We start from the raw sequence: 13,980 nt of genomic DNA, 5'->3' as shown, positions 1-13,980 counted from the left end.
CTACTTTTATTTAGTTGTGTTAATAGATATTTTACCGAAGTTAATTTATTAGAAACATAGAGTTCCCTCCCTCTATATTCCTTTTTCGAAAGCTGTTTCACTATTATTTTCACTAATAATCATATAAATTATATGAAATCAGATATTAAATTAATGCAACCGGTTAACCGATATACAACATTAGAATTTTCGTAAAGTAAATCCTCTTCAAGTGCAATAACGTCACAACCTCGATCGTCATATAGAGGATTTTTATCTTGAATATTCATAACCACCATGACTAACATTACTAACTACTAACATTCATTAATTTTCTGTATCTTTTTTCTACACTTATTGGAGTTCTCTCTAGAATTTGACCTATTTCTCTAAATTTCAATCCCTGTTTACGTAGGTCAAATAATTTCTTCTCTTCGGCAGTAGACCAATGTCTATAATCTCTAGTGTTACTCAATTGCTAATTACCTAATTACCTCCTAAGTTCATGTAACTGTTCTATCATTTATACATTTTTTCACGCGTAAATAAAACTAACTACTTTAATACAAAACACTATGATAATGTATGATGAATGGGTCAGTTAAAATGAAAAAATCCACCAAAAAGATGGTGGATTAAAATTAATATTAGCTACTATATATAACCAATCAATTGTTCATCACAAAACTTTTTTGGCAACCCGACTATCATAGTTCCTTGAACCTTAGACCCGTAGCTTTGCGTCCTTACCTTTCGATAAGTTTGCCTTTATCTATTTTTTTGAATTAAATTATATCATAAACCCATTGCTCTTAACTTTCAATAAATTTCGTAACCTTTCTACATCACATAACTAATAGTAGTAACTAGTCTATCATAATAATGTTCATATAAATGTTTGTTCTCACATAACTGGTTCTATTTTTCTGCCAATTTAATTTTATCGTAGTTCATTCTTGTAACAATTTATTTCTGTAGAAAGCCTTTCTTTCTCTTGCATTGGTCTTAATTCTTCCTTCTGTTTTTCCTTGGATTGCGACAAAAGTCTATATGTTATGACTTCATTGAAATTTTCCCATCCGAGTGTTAGGATTAACATGCATGGTACATTGTTCCTATTAAAAGGAGATTACACACATGGTGAGTGATTCAGAATACTTGCTTTTCCATAGAGAACTTGATCGATTACTTATTGATCTTAATAATTGTTGCGATCAGAATGTCCTCAACCATATTTACCTAGACATTCAATTATTACGCAACGCATTAGCTTTGACTGCTACTGAATAGTGGTCTTTTTATTTTGTTTTTTACTACCTAGAAAATTTTCGTTTTAAAATTTCACTTGCAGTTTTTTAGTGAACTGTGTACTAGTATTTATTCTTATGACAATGCTTGTGTTCTTTCATTTCTTGAGGTGTTGTGTTGTACTTATTAGCAATTGCCATCATGTCGTAATACCTTGCTCTATAAGGTAAAGATTGAAATTCTTCCTACGCTTTACAAGAATTATCATCATGCTTAACAAACTCACCTAAAACCACTTTTTTAAACTCCAGTTTCACACCTCACTATGTCACTATTTTCTTCAAATACTACATAATAGAGAGATAGATTTTCATCTCTCTTGTTCAACTACTCTGCCCTTTAATTGAAGAAAGATAAAGAAAAAGGGCTGCCGCAGCAACCCATTTTTCTTCAATTCTTGCACCCGTTTGTTAAATATCATTTTTTGTTTTGTTTTATCTCTTCAAGTAGTTCAATAATTCTTTTATTTTGATTGGATTGTTCTTTCAGAAACCCAATAATTGTCCCCACACCAACAACAATAAGTAGTGAAAAAATCCACATATAAATTCCTCCCCCATTATCAAACCTCTTACATTATTTTACCATTTACATTTTTCAACTAACCCATTTGGGCTGACGAATTCGACAGCCCCTTGTTCAGCTATCGCACCCGTTACTTCAAGAAGGATTTTATCTCATTATAAAGATTTACCAACTCATTATCTTCTCAACCATTTAACTTTGCATATCCAATAACCGAGTTAGATACCTTAAATACATTCATTTTCAAATCATCAAAAAGAGTTTGAGCTTCAAATAACGTTTCATCGTTAATTAAATTTCTCTTTATACCTATTAAATTAACTTCGTACTCATTTACTTTTTCTAATCTCAACAAAAAAGGACCATCCATGAAGTCAAACTCTGTTTTTTTTTCCAACTTTTGCATACTCAAAACAACGAAGTTTTTTCGTCCACCAAGTTAGGATTACAACAACAAAATCAGTCCACTTTTCTTCTGGGAAGAAGTTGTGCCCGTTCTTTTCGATGTAGATTTCTCCTACTATATTGTTAGTATCATTTATAAATAATGTCTTTTTATTGATTCTAATTTTTATCTGGTCCATATTCATCACCTTCTTGTACTATACTGCTCCTTTAGTATAATAAGGTTATGAGTTCTTTTATACTCAAAAAGTCAACCTTTTTATGAAGCGACAGTACACTTTAATTTTATTTATTTCAATTTCGTAAACTCTCTCATCTCATCTATCAATTTATCAAAAACTGTACTTTCCTATAATATTTTTTCAATTCAACAATAATTTTATAATCACGTCTTGAAATTACTCTATATACATATGTAATTCACTTACATCTAAGCCTGTATTATCTTTAAAAGATTTTAAAAATCCAATACTTTTACTTTGATCAATTATTTTTTTTATTACCTCAATACCATTATTATCAATAATATATTTAACCCCATAATGTGATTGTAAATATAACTGGTTTGATTCTTTTCTATAATTGACCCAGTCTTCTCTTGTATTAAGGTTCTCGAAATTAATAACATCCTCGATACTATCTGATACTTCCACATTATCTAATGTTACAGAAACATACTCAGCTAATCCTTCATCAAACCATTTAGGAATTGAAGTAGTACTCTTTTCATGTAAGTATTTATCTAAATAGTAATGTGTATATTCATGACTAAGATCTCTTTTGAAAAACCATAAATCTGCCTCTCTTTCAAGTGAGTCAGGTTTAACTATGGATATTAAATTATATTTGCCATAATAAAACGCTCCGACATTATCCAAATCAGAATATTCCTGCAGATCTTCAATTTCATTGAATATTATTACATTTAGTCCCTCAGTAAATTCTATATATCCTAAAATTTTTGTCATTTTATTTTTTGTTTGGTTTAAAGTATGAATAATTTTTTTATCTAACTCATCATTTACGGGGTTAAAAATTTTAATATCCCCTCTTAAATTATATTCATTCTTCTCTAAAATATTTTTTATTTCTGATGGTGATTTACCGAATAAGGATTGAAAAACAGGGACAAGTATTATTAAAGTAATTGTAAAAGTAAGGAAAAAAATTAAAGGGTTTTTAATATTCACTGATCGTTTCTCGCAATTCATTTAATATAGAAATTTCTATTTTCATGTGATTTCTTTCCCTTTCTTTTAAAAATCCGTATTTATAACTCATTCCCTTACTGAAGCATCATTTTCCTTCTTAAGGTATCCTGCTCAATTACTTCAACAAGAAAAAGCCAATCTCCTTCTTGTAGATTAGCACCCGTTAGCCATCCATGAAGCGCAAAAATCAGCGCTTCACCACAGAGAATGAAAATGGTGAAAAACTGTCCATACTGATTCTATGGCTGGAGAGGAAGGTCGATACACTATGGTGCGTTAGAGCCCATCCGTTAGTCTGACTCCTTCGACCACGGTGCACCACTGACTGTCGCTCCCTTACGGGAAGCACACATGGTAGATTAATCCTATTCTGGTTGTTGCACCAGCCTCTAATAATAAGTCGAGCCGAAGAAAGGATGTTTTCAATGGATGTAGTCATTGAACGTGCATGTGGTATGGATGTACATAAAGACAACATTACTGCATGTATCATTACACCAAAGGGAAAGGAGATTCAAACATTTTCTACTAAGACTGTATTTCTATTACAGTTGATTGATTGGATTAAACAACATAACTGTACTCATGTAGCCATGGAAAGTACGAGCGTTTACTGGAAACCTATTGTTAATTTGCTAGAAGCTGAGGATATTGAGTTTTTAGTTGTAAATGCCCAACATATGAAAGCAGTTCCAGGTCGTAAAACAGATGTTAAGGATGCAGAATGGATTGCTAAACTTCTTCGACATGGATTACTCAAAGCTAGCTACATCCCAGACCGAAATCAACGAGAATTGCGTGAACTTGTTCGCTATCGTCGAAGTATCATTGAAGAACGTGCCAGACAACATAATCGTATTCAAAAAGTGTTAGAAGGAGCAAACATAAAATTAGGGTCTGTTGTATCAGATGTTATGGGTGTTTCAGCTAGAGATATGCTAAACGCTATCGCCGAAGGTGAAGAAGATCCTGAAAAGCTAGCAAACTTCGCTCGACGTACGATGAAAAAGAAGAAAGAAGAATTAAAACTCGCCCTTAAAGGTTATATCAATTCTCACCAACGCCTTATGATTAAAACAATATTAAACCACATTGATTTTTTAACTGAGCAAATCGATATGCTTGATCAAGAAGTTGCAGAAAGAGTAAGTACTCATCAAGAAGATGTTGAAAGATTAGACTCTATCCCAGGTATAGCTACGAGAATGGCTGAGCAAATTTTGTCTGAAATTGGGACAGATGTTAAGAAACAATTCCCAAGTGCAGCTCACATGTGTTCTTGGGCGGGATTAGTACCTGGACAAAACGAAAGCGCTGGAAAAAGGAAATCTGCTAAAACGAAAAAAGGGAACAAGTATTTGAGATCAGCATTAACCGAAGCCGCTCATTCAGTTAGAGGTTCTAAAAACTATCTCGGTGCACTGTATAGGCGTACTGCCGCAAGAAAAGGTAGGAAACGAGCTGGAATTGTCGTTGCTCATGCTATGTTGAGAATAGCTTATTATCTTTTAACACGTAAAGAAGTGTATGTAGACTTAGGAGAAGACTACTTTGATAAACAAAGAGAGCAATCAATTATTCGACATTCTCTTCGAAGACTTGAAAGTTTAGGATACATTGTTTCATTACAAGTACCTGAAGCATCTTAATTCAATCAACTTAACTACATATGATTAATGTTTTAGGCGTTCTCCCATTTTTTAAAAAACGAATGAGCTACGTTTTATTTAGTATTGTCTTCTATCAGAAGTTAATTTTCATGGTAGTTTAACAAGAATCAATGTTTAATAGTCATTTATTCAACCCACACAAGAATTTATTGGTATTTTTATCTGATCAAGAATAAAAGAACTGATGCAACGACAAAAATCATACCTAAAATAAAAAACCAAAAAGAAATATTATGTTTCTTAGTTCTTTCTAAATATGTTTCAGTTTCAAAATTCATTCGTTGTTGTTCAAAACTTGAACCTACACCACTAATAATTCCTGCTAATATTATAAGTGTCACTCCAATTAAAAAACTATATCCTTCCAAAATATCACCCCCAATAAAATTGTCTTAATAGCTAATAAGTACAATATTTTCTTCAAAGTCTTTATCATTCAAATTTTTATAACAATCATTTACTTACTGTTAAACATTTAGATATTCATTTCAATTTAAAGTGCATCTTTTGCTTTTGATGTAAAAAACATTAAAGTTACTCAGTTCATTCCTTAGATATATTCATATTAGTTCATTTCAAGTTGAAATTGAGTGGGAGTGAAAAACAAAAAAGTCAGTATGAGTATGATCAATGGCAAAATGATGGCGATTGTATTCAAAACCAAACCCGTCATAGCAAAACTATATCCTTTTTGCCTTGTTGTATATGTTTCCTTTAAACTAAAATAACTTACAATGAAACCTATTATAGCAATAATTACCCCTGACAAGCTTATGAATAATAAAATTAAGGAAATACATCCTAATACTAGAGAAATAACTGCCTTTTTATTTAATAATGTTTCATTATTTACGGCTTTCTGTATATTAATTTCATTCTCTTTGAAATTATTATTCACCATATTCCCCACCTCTCTAAGTCGATTTCCCCAATTTTATTATGTCAATTTACATTACCACTTAACAAAACTCCTTATTTAGTTGTTTAATCTTTAGTTCCTTTTCTGAAGTTAAAGTCAACAGCTTCTTCAACACCATGTTTTAAGCTTTATTTTTTTCATTGCACCTTCACTAGTTTCAAAAATAAAAACAAAGGAGCTTTCTCAATATTATAATTAGAATACTTTTCTTTGGCTTTTACTAGACATGTGTGATATTCCACCTAAGAAATAGAAAATTCATTATTGGCGAATTTACCAAACTTATCACTTATATTATTTTCACATTCTACAACAATAATATAGTACTTTATTACATCATTTTAATTAGAGGAATATCCTGTGATTACAAATAAAATGATTAAAATTCGAGAAGTTAATAATCTGAATTTCAGAGCTACCCCCTCCTCATAACCTATATTATTTATAGTCTTCTTACTTCCTAATTTTAACATAATTAATTACATATTTCTTGCCTTATGAAAAAGAGCACAGTATAACTAACGGGTTCCACTGCCTATCGCATAACTCTATTTTGCGTACTAAATTGTAAGTGATAATGTATATGAAATACGCTGTATAATGCAGCGCTTTTTGTTTACAAAAAAATAACCCAGTTCGATAAACTGAGTGATAACTAATATATTTTATATTTATGCCTTCTTCAACTAAAGCACCCTTAGTTCAATTAGCATTTAGATAATCTAAGACAATATCAACTCTTTCATTTACTGAATAACCGCCTTCAATTTTTAATATTGGACAAGGTAAGTCTGCCATCCAATGTTCGTGTAAAGATTTACTTCTAACTTCTAATCCCGCATTATCATATAAAGATGCCCACTCTAAAAATGTTTTCGATTGATCATATTTACTACCACCAGCTAATATTTCATTTCCATAACGCTGAAATTCCCTCTGCTGTAACCTTTCAAGCCTTATATCTTGCGGAATCCATAGGAATATTACAAGGTCAAAATAACTTTTAAAGTTATCACCCCAACCACACACTGCACCAGAAAGAATATAGTTTTCATAAAGTGATAAATCTTCTTCAAGCATACTTATTCTTTCAGGTATTTCCCTTTGTTTAGTGAATTTAGTTGTCCAAAAATAATCATCGGTATCAAGGTATGTATGAGGTAAAACCTTTGATAATTGAGAGCCAAGTGTTGAAGTACCAGACCCTGAAGCTCCCATTATATGAATTCGTTTATTCATTTTTATCCTCCTTAGATACTTATTCGTAACATAAAATTCACTATGCTTCTTCCACTCTTCTGATTCGTTAGTGAAATAGCAACTGTTCTTATTCCATAATCGCGCTTTGTTTGCTGAAGATCAATGTCAAAAATCATTAATATCTCAAAGATTAAGGTACTACATATAGTCATCATACTTACATTATTTCACAAAATGTTTTCTCGATAATATATTCAATTTTGGGGAAATTTAAGGCTATATATAATATAAGGAGAGAAATAATGGTTAAAAAATTTTCAATTTCAATATGTACTTTATTACTTTTATTAATTGCGGCAACGCCCTTAGAAACAAAAGCCCTAACCATTGAAGAATTACCAGTTAAACAATCTTCAAAACAGTGGTCAGTTCAGATAGGTGAAGCTGAAAAAGGAAAAGATCTAGCAAAACAAATGAACGACGGAAACTCTTATCATGGGGCTAATTTCCTTATGGCTGAAATAGCAACTGAATTAGAAGTGGAGATAATCTGGACTCAAGATAAACAAGGCAGACCTTTAAAAGAAACTTTTACTTTTACTGCTGAATAGCTAGTATAGTTTCCCTTTTAATTCGTGCCAAAAGCACGATGTTTTTTAAAACCTCTATTGCAAATATATGATCTTCAAGTGATATAAGCGCCTATCTTTATTCAAGATAAGCGCTTTGATTGCTGAAGATTGATATTAAACTAAAGCACTCCGTTTGTTGAATATCATTTTTTGTTTTGATTTATCACTTCAAGTAGTTCAATAATTCTTTTATTTTGATTGGATTGCTCTTTCAGAAACCCAACAATTTTTCCCACACCAACAACAATAAGTAGTGAAAAAATCCACACCAGTTATCAAAACTTTTACACTATTTTACCATTTATTTTTTTCAACTAACCCATATGGGCTGCCGAATTTGACAGCCCCTTGTTCAGCTATTGCACCCGTTAGCACAATAACTAATTACAGATAGCCACCCTCAGCTTCAGGAAGGTTTTTGTATTCATCTTTACTTTTTACTAAATCGAATATGTAATTTTATAGTTCAATTAATTGTTGTGCATCATCCGTTGTTTCGTAATATTCACCATTCAGATAAATTGTTTGTGTTTCACCATTTAATTTAATTTTCCATTTATCTTCTTCATAAGGCGTTTGCATACAATTTGCTTTTTCTGGCATTAGTCCTTTAGGTTCCATTATATTTATCTCTCGCATCTTTTGATATATTTTTTTCATTTCTTCTTCGGAAAAACTACTCTCTGTTGATGCAGTCCCTTCTACAATTAGATCCTTTATAACAATGTTTTCAAAGGTATTTATTTCATTCTTACTTTGGACACCGGATTGAATTAAAAAATCAAAATCACTAGGCATTTCTTCTGGCATATTGTTTTCTTTTTCATTACAACCAGTAACTAATAGTGCCAGGATAAAAACCAACAAAAATATCTGTTTCATATAACACCTCCATTTAATTGGACGGAAAAGAAATAAATTATGTTTCAAAAAAAATATTAAATAAGGTTTCTTCTTGAATATTACTGCACTGTTACTTCAATAAGGAAAAAACGATCCTTCGTTATTGAAGCATCGCACCCGTTAGCTTCATAACTTCCATCTCACTCTTTTGAAGAATTTTGAAATTCCCAATAGCAAAATATAATAAAGTAAGAAGTTGAGAATAAAGTTATCCCATAATATTTCTCGAATATCATTAACATCAAATCCGAATTTGTGTGGCAAAGGAGGGTCAAGATTAGAAGGGCCCTGAATAACAAAATCAACAGGGTAGCCTAAACCCATTCCATTCATTTGGTTTTCCCACAACTTTGCTCTTTCCACTTGTGTCTCAACATAAATCCCATCAGATACAAGCCCTATAAAAGTTAATGAAACTGCTATTAAAATAATAATAAAATGCTTTCTCTTTTTAATAATCGCACCTTCTTACATTGTTTAATTACCAAAGTTTTATCAAGAGAGAAGTGTGACCCCCTTGTTAAGCAGTCGCTCCCCGTTTGTTGAAGAAGAAAAAACCACTAAAACGTTTATATTTATTCTTTAATTACTCCAATTTGATAATCATCTTCATAAATTATTTTTCCTAGATTATCGCTTTTAGTTTTCACTAAATCAACATCATATTTTCTCAACATATCAAAATAAAATTTCATTTCATTAACTAGTTTACTTGTATTTTTATTGTCTTTAAACCATGTCACTGCCCCAATTGAATTTCCATCAGAATAGAAAGAAGGGACAGGTAATGCATCTTCAAAATATCTACGTTGTTCCCAATAGGTTTCTATCTCTTCATCTAACATTTTTTCCTATCAACTAAATGCCAAACTGCAACAAATAAACCAACAGGCATATTTGTTCTTGGGCTAATATAATTTACGTGGTATCTAAAGTACATAAAACTTCTCCTACCCTTTTAATATTTAGTAAAGCACCTGTATTTTAAATTAATTTTGGCCTTCTTGTTGAATTATCCTGCACCTATAGTTTAACATTAATTTCCTTTTTATTGACATAGAAAAAGCGTCTCTGTCTAATTGCAGAAACGCACCCTAAATTATTGCATAAAACACTAATATTAATCCTGGTATAATCATAATTAAAGACATATTCCTCCCCAATTTGGCTCCAAAGTTGCTTTTGTACTTATGACCTAGTATTAATGCTGGTATAAAGAAGATAAGTGAATAAATTACCGTATAATGTAATCCCCTATCGCCGTTTGACCAAGGGCTTAACCCTAAGAACCTTAATATGGTATCTCCAAAAGCCTCGGTGTTTCTCCATGAAAAAGAGAACAGTATCCCAAACATAAGTAGCAATAATGAAATCGAGCCTAGCCCAATTTTCTTATTTTGACCTTCTTTCAAATTTAGCCCTCCATTCAAACTCTTTTTCTCTAATCTTGGTCCGTTTATTGAATAATAGTAAAGCATTCTTTACCCGTATTTAATATAAATATAGCTTATCCTTGTTGCACTATCCTGCTTCATATATACAGTATGGTTTTTGACCGTATTTAACGTAAGTAACGATACAAAAACCGCCTATATAACCGCATTCGGGCAACAATTGTTTAACCAATAATACACCTTATGTAAAAGCACGTTCTAATATTAAGGCATTGTATATAACGATCTCAATAAATTAAGACTTATAACGCTCGATTATTCTTAAGAATGATGGGTTATGGTTCTATGAAACTCCTAGATGGGATATTTGTAGTGGAGTTGGAGGTAAAGGTCACAGGTTTAAAATCACCGAAGAACTTGTTGTAGATGGTTTTAGAATGGTAAAATGTCACGATAGAAAATATCGAACTGCAAATCCAAAGTATGTTGATGTTAGTCCTAAGCCTTCTGATTGGCATTTTGAAGTCAGGGTTGAGGGTATAACTCACATTGAAGCTCGGAAAATTGTTAACTTAATTCAATCAAACTTTGAAGGCATAAATGTTTATGGTGTTCCTAAATAAAAAACTAATTAAAAAGAGTTGAAGATATTCTCCAACTCTTTTTTAAAGTTTTTAGTTTTTGATAGCTTTTCGAAGCTCATTATAAAGTTTATTAATTTTGCCATCTAAATTATTTTCGTTAATCTTACCTAGTGCTTTTTTATTTGCCGTCAAAATGTAAGTTAACTCTGACTCACTCCAAGATACATTTACTGTGTTGTTGTCTATTATAGCTTTAGCTTGTATATTACCTGGTAGTTTAACAGTTTCTTCTGATACATTTGGTCCATTTGAGAAATCTACTCCCTCATTGTTAATGATTTGTAGGTTCATCATTTCATTGTCTTTTCCAAAGTAGTTTAGATCAAAAATAGTATATTCTCCATTATCACCTAATTGGTAGACTTCCCCTTTTGCTACATGTTCATAGGGTACCTGATCAAAAATTTTAACTTTGTTTTTATAAGGAGTCTTTTCTAACATTTCTTCTACACTAATATGTTCAACTATAATTGGTTCATTGATTACCTCATCAGCTTGAGCTGTATTATTAAGAAACATGTTATTAACAATAATTGCAGACGTGATCCCTAGCGCTAAACTAACGCCTAACATTGCATTTTTCTTATTGAATTTCATTAGTATCCCCTCCTTAATTTTATCTAGTTAATTCTGTTGCTTGTTTAAATTCAGTACAGCTACCTGCATAACAAGACGAAGCTGTTCCGCCCATAACACTCACTGTAGAATCAACATCACCGTCATAATCCCATTTGTTAATAGTACGACTAAAGGTAGGGTTGTTACCTAGGAAAAGCCAACTAGAATTAAGATAAGTAGTGCCTCCAGAACTAGTTATTACCCATCCACCTTTATAGTAGGGTCCATTCTCAACTGTTTGATTTCCTGAACCTCGGTAATCTGCTGATGCATGAGTATAGGTAATTGCTTTCATATAAATATCATTACTAGAATTAGTTTTATAAAGATTGTGGACTTTACTAGTGACATACCAGTTTGATTTTAAGTCTCTCTTAGACAAATAATTTGAACAATCACCTTCCTTATTAGCATAAAGAGAACAGGTTCTCCATAAGACTTCGGCATTTACTGTTAATATGGTGGCAGTAAAAGAACTAAAGACTAACAATAAAGATAAGAGAGCAACTTTAATTTTTTTCATATTTTGCATATTTTTTCCTCCTCTTTAATATATTTACATGCTATCACAATATTGGAAAATGTGCCTATGTTTATTTGGGAAAAAACGGATTATTGACAATTTATTAGTAGTCTATCTAACTAAATACTACCTTTTTATATAAAAATATATTTTATTTATATATAAAAAGTTGTCTATTAAATTATGACTATTAGTACTATTAGTACCTGATACCCTTGCTAAATAATTTTTTATAATTTAAATTGATTTAAAAGGAGGTCAAAAAATTGAAAAAATTTCTAGTAGTTCCACTTATATTACTGTTATCTGCATGTACTAGTAACCCTTCAACATTGGATACATCAAAACTGACGCCATTAGAGGAATCTAATGTTGAAGATATTCCTAGGGAATATCAAGTAGCTTCGCTTAAAGATGGATTAGATGCGATTCCGTTTGATCTTAAATTACCAAAGGAACTACCGTTTGAAGCTAAATCTTTTAAAGTAATGAATATTATGGATTGGAATGACCAAGAGGATAGAAAGGATATTTCGATAGAATTACTGACTGTTTCAGAAGATAAGAAAGGTAAATCTATACAGATAAAAGCTAGAGACTTTGAAGTCGAATCAACACTCCCTGAACCCAAGGAAGTAAAGTTGAAAGAAGAAATAGACGGTTTAATTTCAATAACACAAGAAAACAAAATGGCTGTTATTGAATGGGAAAAAAATGGTGTAACTTATAATCTCCTTTATCATTTAGGGCAAGAAAATTCATTTACCCAAGAGGAAATAACAAATGAATTGGTCAATCTAGCCAACCAGATGCTGTAAAGAGCTATTAATGAAGATCTAAACAGTTTTAGTGAGCTGATCCGTGACTAAATGTTAGAAATATACACTTAACTTAAATCAAGCAATAGTCACGGATCAGTGAAGGTAAATTGAGAATGCAAACATTTTTGCAAACGGAAGTGCTAACACAAGACGAATTAGACAACATAAAATGCAAGAAATTATATTATAGAAATTAGTTATTATAGAGATTCTATTAAAACACGAAGATGACGAATTTAAATTAAATGGTTTCCACTACCTTGGGTGCTGTAGTTGGTCCCAACTTGGTCAATAGAATGGGAGAATTTGCTGATTCTATTGGTGTTCCAACCTTGGCTGGCCCCTTTATCTTGTCAGCAGCTGCTTTTATTATTGCCGGATTATTTATCTTAATTTTTCTTCGTCCAGACCCATTGGTTGTGTCTGCAGCTATTGCGAATGCTAAGAAAAAAGACGATACCGCACTGACAGGGACAAGTTTAAAGAATGCTACCATAAACAAAAAGGGTGTTGTTGTAGGGGCTGTAATTATGATTTTGACTCAATTTGTCATGGCAGCCATTATGACAATGACACCAATTCATATGGGACATCATGGTCATGGTTTGGGAGAAGTAGGATTAGTTATAGGTTTCCATATAGCAGCTATGTACCTTCCTTCACCATTGACAGGTATACTGGTAGATAAGCTTGGCCGTATTACCATGGCTGCTGCTTCTGGTGCTACACTCCTAGCCTCTGGATTGGTGGCAGCATTTGCACCGGTAGGTTCAATGCCACTGCTTACCCTGGCGTTAGTACTACTAGGTTTGGGCTGGAACTTTGGTTTAATAAGTGGGACTGCTCTCATTATAGATTCAACACACCCATCTGTGCGTGCAAAAACACAAGGATCAGTCGATGTCCTATTTGCACTGTCAGGAGCAGCTAGTGGGGGGATATCAGGAATGGTAGTCGCTCATTCTAGTTTTGCAGCATTATCACTTTCTGGAGCCATTCTGTCACTAGTGCTTATTCCTGTAGTTGTTTGGTCTCGGAAAAGTCCAAGCAAAGAGCTATGATAGAAAAGTTTTTTTAATAATTTATTTCTTGAATAGTTAGACTAATGTAGATATATCCCTATATAGTAAATTACAATTAAAACGTAATTAACAAGGCAGCTTTCAGCGAGAAATTGAAAGCTGCCTTGTTCATATAGGAGGTAACTCATATAAAACAAAACATCTTA

Annotated in this window: 17 protein-coding genes, 1 pseudogene and 1 riboswitch; of the genes and pseudogenes, 5 read left to right on the top strand and 13 right to left on the bottom strand. The window is 32.0% G+C overall.

Features of this window, described 5'->3' with window-relative positions:
- Window positions 1–128: 128 nt before the first annotated feature.
- The 5 genes from LC076_RS24535 to LC076_RS17230 form a co-directional block, all read right to left on the bottom strand.
- Window positions 129–269 (bottom strand): DUF3885 domain-containing protein, encoded by a 141-nt coding sequence (locus LC076_RS24535; protein ID WP_226670421.1) that lies wholly within the window; start codon window positions 267–269, stop codon window positions 129–131.
- A gap of 401 nt (window positions 270–670) precedes the next feature.
- Window positions 671–756: riboswitch (cyclic di-GMP riboswitch) on the bottom strand.
- A gap of 948 nt (window positions 757–1,704) precedes the next feature.
- Window positions 1,705–1,830 carry a hypothetical protein gene (locus tag LC076_RS24210; RefSeq protein ID WP_264191589.1) on the bottom strand — a complete coding sequence of 42 codons (126 nt, stop codon included), beginning with the start codon at window positions 1,828–1,830 and terminating at the stop codon, window positions 1,705–1,707.
- A gap of 166 nt (window positions 1,831–1,996) precedes the next feature.
- On the bottom strand, window positions 1,997–2,167 hold the full coding sequence (locus LC076_RS17240; RefSeq protein ID WP_226670325.1) for a hypothetical protein: 171 nt from the start codon (window positions 2,165–2,167) through the stop codon (window positions 1,997–1,999).
- 19 nt (window positions 2,168–2,186) lie between these two features.
- Window positions 2,187–2,396, bottom strand: coding sequence for a hypothetical protein (locus LC076_RS17235; RefSeq protein WP_226670324.1), 210 nt, complete (start codon window positions 2,394–2,396; stop codon window positions 2,187–2,189).
- 219 nt (window positions 2,397–2,615) lie between these two features.
- The gene (locus LC076_RS17230) at window positions 2,616–3,407 is read right to left on the bottom strand and encodes a peptidase MA family metallohydrolase (protein ID WP_226670323.1); all 792 of its coding nucleotides are present in this window, start codon (window positions 3,405–3,407) and stop codon (window positions 2,616–2,618) included.
- A gap of 446 nt (window positions 3,408–3,853) precedes the next feature.
- On the opposite strand from LC076_RS17230, the gene LC076_RS17225 reads away from it, so the two are divergent.
- Complete coding sequence (locus tag LC076_RS17225; protein ID WP_226670322.1) at window positions 3,854–5,077, top strand: IS110 family transposase; 1,224 nt, start codon at window positions 3,854–3,856, stop codon at window positions 5,075–5,077.
- A 179-nt stretch (window positions 5,078–5,256) separates the two neighbouring features.
- On the opposite strand, the gene LC076_RS17220 is transcribed toward LC076_RS17225, so the two are convergent.
- The 3 genes from LC076_RS17220 to LC076_RS17210 form a co-directional block, all read right to left on the bottom strand.
- Complete coding sequence (locus tag LC076_RS17220) at window positions 5,257–5,466, bottom strand: DUF5316 family protein (protein ID WP_226670321.1); 210 nt, start codon at window positions 5,464–5,466, stop codon at window positions 5,257–5,259.
- A 197-nt stretch (window positions 5,467–5,663) separates the two neighbouring features.
- Entirely contained in the window at window positions 5,664–5,999 is a 336-nt protein-coding gene (locus tag LC076_RS17215; protein ID WP_226670320.1) for a DUF4190 domain-containing protein, read from the bottom strand.
- Window positions 6,000–6,719: 720 nt separating this feature from the next.
- The gene (locus LC076_RS17210) at window positions 6,720–7,256 is read right to left on the bottom strand and encodes a hypothetical protein (RefSeq protein WP_226670319.1); all 537 of its coding nucleotides are present in this window, start codon (window positions 7,254–7,256) and stop codon (window positions 6,720–6,722) included.
- A 263-nt stretch (window positions 7,257–7,519) separates the two neighbouring features.
- On the opposite strand from LC076_RS17210, the gene LC076_RS17205 reads away from it, so the two are divergent.
- On the top strand, window positions 7,520–7,828 hold the full coding sequence (locus LC076_RS17205; RefSeq protein ID WP_226670318.1) for a hypothetical protein: 309 nt from the start codon (window positions 7,520–7,522) through the stop codon (window positions 7,826–7,828).
- A 480-nt stretch (window positions 7,829–8,308) separates the two neighbouring features.
- Here the strand turns inward: LC076_RS17205 and LC076_RS17200 are convergent, their stop codons facing one another.
- From LC076_RS17200 to LC076_RS17190, 3 genes are all read right to left on the bottom strand, one after another.
- A complete protein-coding gene (locus tag LC076_RS17200; RefSeq protein WP_226670317.1) occupies window positions 8,309–8,731 on the bottom strand; it encodes a hypothetical protein in 423 nt (140 codons plus the stop codon).
- Window positions 8,732–9,327: 596 nt separating this feature from the next.
- Window positions 9,328–9,597 carry a hypothetical protein gene (locus tag LC076_RS17195; RefSeq protein WP_226670316.1) on the bottom strand — a complete coding sequence of 90 codons (270 nt, stop codon included), beginning with the start codon at window positions 9,595–9,597 and terminating at the stop codon, window positions 9,328–9,330.
- Between the two features lie 249 nt (window positions 9,598–9,846).
- A complete protein-coding gene (locus LC076_RS17190; protein ID WP_226670315.1) occupies window positions 9,847–10,164 on the bottom strand; it encodes a hypothetical protein in 318 nt (105 codons plus the stop codon).
- A 419-nt stretch (window positions 10,165–10,583) separates the two neighbouring features.
- On the opposite strand from LC076_RS17190, the gene LC076_RS17185 reads away from it, so the two are divergent.
- Window positions 10,584–10,769: a hypothetical protein gene (locus LC076_RS17185; RefSeq protein ID WP_226670314.1), complete on the top strand. Its 186-nt coding sequence runs from the start codon at window positions 10,584–10,586 to the stop codon at window positions 10,767–10,769.
- A 51-nt stretch (window positions 10,770–10,820) separates the two neighbouring features.
- On the opposite strand, the gene LC076_RS17180 is transcribed toward LC076_RS17185, so the two are convergent.
- The gene (locus LC076_RS17180) at window positions 10,821–11,387 is read right to left on the bottom strand and encodes a hypothetical protein (protein ID WP_226670313.1); all 567 of its coding nucleotides are present in this window, start codon (window positions 11,385–11,387) and stop codon (window positions 10,821–10,823) included.
- Between the two features lie 19 nt (window positions 11,388–11,406).
- Window positions 11,407–11,940 (bottom strand): hypothetical protein, encoded by a 534-nt coding sequence (locus tag LC076_RS17175; RefSeq protein ID WP_226670312.1) that lies wholly within the window; start codon window positions 11,938–11,940, stop codon window positions 11,407–11,409.
- 257 nt (window positions 11,941–12,197) lie between these two features.
- On the opposite strand from LC076_RS17175, the gene LC076_RS17170 reads away from it, so the two are divergent.
- A complete protein-coding gene (locus LC076_RS17170) occupies window positions 12,198–12,749 on the top strand; it encodes a hypothetical protein (RefSeq protein ID WP_226670311.1) in 552 nt (183 codons plus the stop codon).
- A gap of 248 nt (window positions 12,750–12,997) precedes the next feature.
- Window positions 12,998–13,813: pseudogene (locus tag LC076_RS17165) on the top strand (MFS transporter); the annotation flags it as partial.
- Window positions 13,814–13,980: the final 167 nt, after the last annotated feature.

The sequence above is a fragment of the Metabacillus litoralis genome (assembly GCF_020524045.1).
GTDB lineage: Bacteria > Bacillota > Bacilli > Bacillales > Bacillaceae > Metabacillus > Metabacillus litoralis_C.
The sequence above is the reverse complement of the archived record's forward strand: the minus strand, read 5'-3'. Positions and strand labels throughout refer to the sequence as shown.

What these genes read in the sequence shown, in the direction of transcription:
- LC076_RS24535 (WP_226670421.1), bottom strand. Translation starts at nt 269, where the DNA reads ATGAATATTCAAGATAAAAATCCTCTATATGACGATCGAGGTTGTGAC.
- LC076_RS24210 (WP_264191589.1), bottom strand. Translation starts at nt 1,830, where the DNA reads ATGTGGATTTTTTCACTACTTATTGTTGTTGGTGTGGGGACAATTATT.
- LC076_RS17235 (WP_226670324.1), bottom strand. Translation starts at nt 2,396, where the DNA reads ATGGACCAGATAAAAATTAGAATCAATAAAAAGACATTATTTATAAAT.
- LC076_RS17225 (WP_226670322.1), top strand. Translation starts at nt 3,854, where the DNA reads ATGGATGTAGTCATTGAACGTGCATGTGGTATGGATGTACATAAAGAC.
- LC076_RS17215 (WP_226670320.1), bottom strand. Translation starts at nt 5,999, where the DNA reads ATGGTGAATAATAATTTCAAAGAGAATGAAATTAATATACAGAAAGCC.
- LC076_RS17210 (WP_226670319.1), bottom strand. Translation starts at nt 7,256, where the DNA reads ATGAATAAACGAATTCATATAATGGGAGCTTCAGGGTCTGGTACTTCA.
- LC076_RS17205 (WP_226670318.1), top strand. Translation starts at nt 7,520, where the DNA reads ATGGTTAAAAAATTTTCAATTTCAATATGTACTTTATTACTTTTATTA.
- LC076_RS17200 (WP_226670317.1), bottom strand. Translation starts at nt 8,731, where the DNA reads ATGAAACAGATATTTTTGTTGGTTTTTATCCTGGCACTATTAGTTACT.
- LC076_RS17195 (WP_226670316.1), bottom strand. Translation starts at nt 9,597, where the DNA reads ATGTTAGATGAAGAGATAGAAACCTATTGGGAACAACGTAGATATTTT.
- LC076_RS17185 (WP_226670314.1), top strand. Translation starts at nt 10,584, where the DNA reads ATGGTAAAATGTCACGATAGAAAATATCGAACTGCAAATCCAAAGTAT.
- LC076_RS17180 (WP_226670313.1), bottom strand. Translation starts at nt 11,387, where the DNA reads ATGAAATTCAATAAGAAAAATGCAATGTTAGGCGTTAGTTTAGCGCTA.
- LC076_RS17175 (WP_226670312.1), bottom strand. Translation starts at nt 11,940, where the DNA reads ATGCAAAATATGAAAAAAATTAAAGTTGCTCTCTTATCTTTATTGTTA.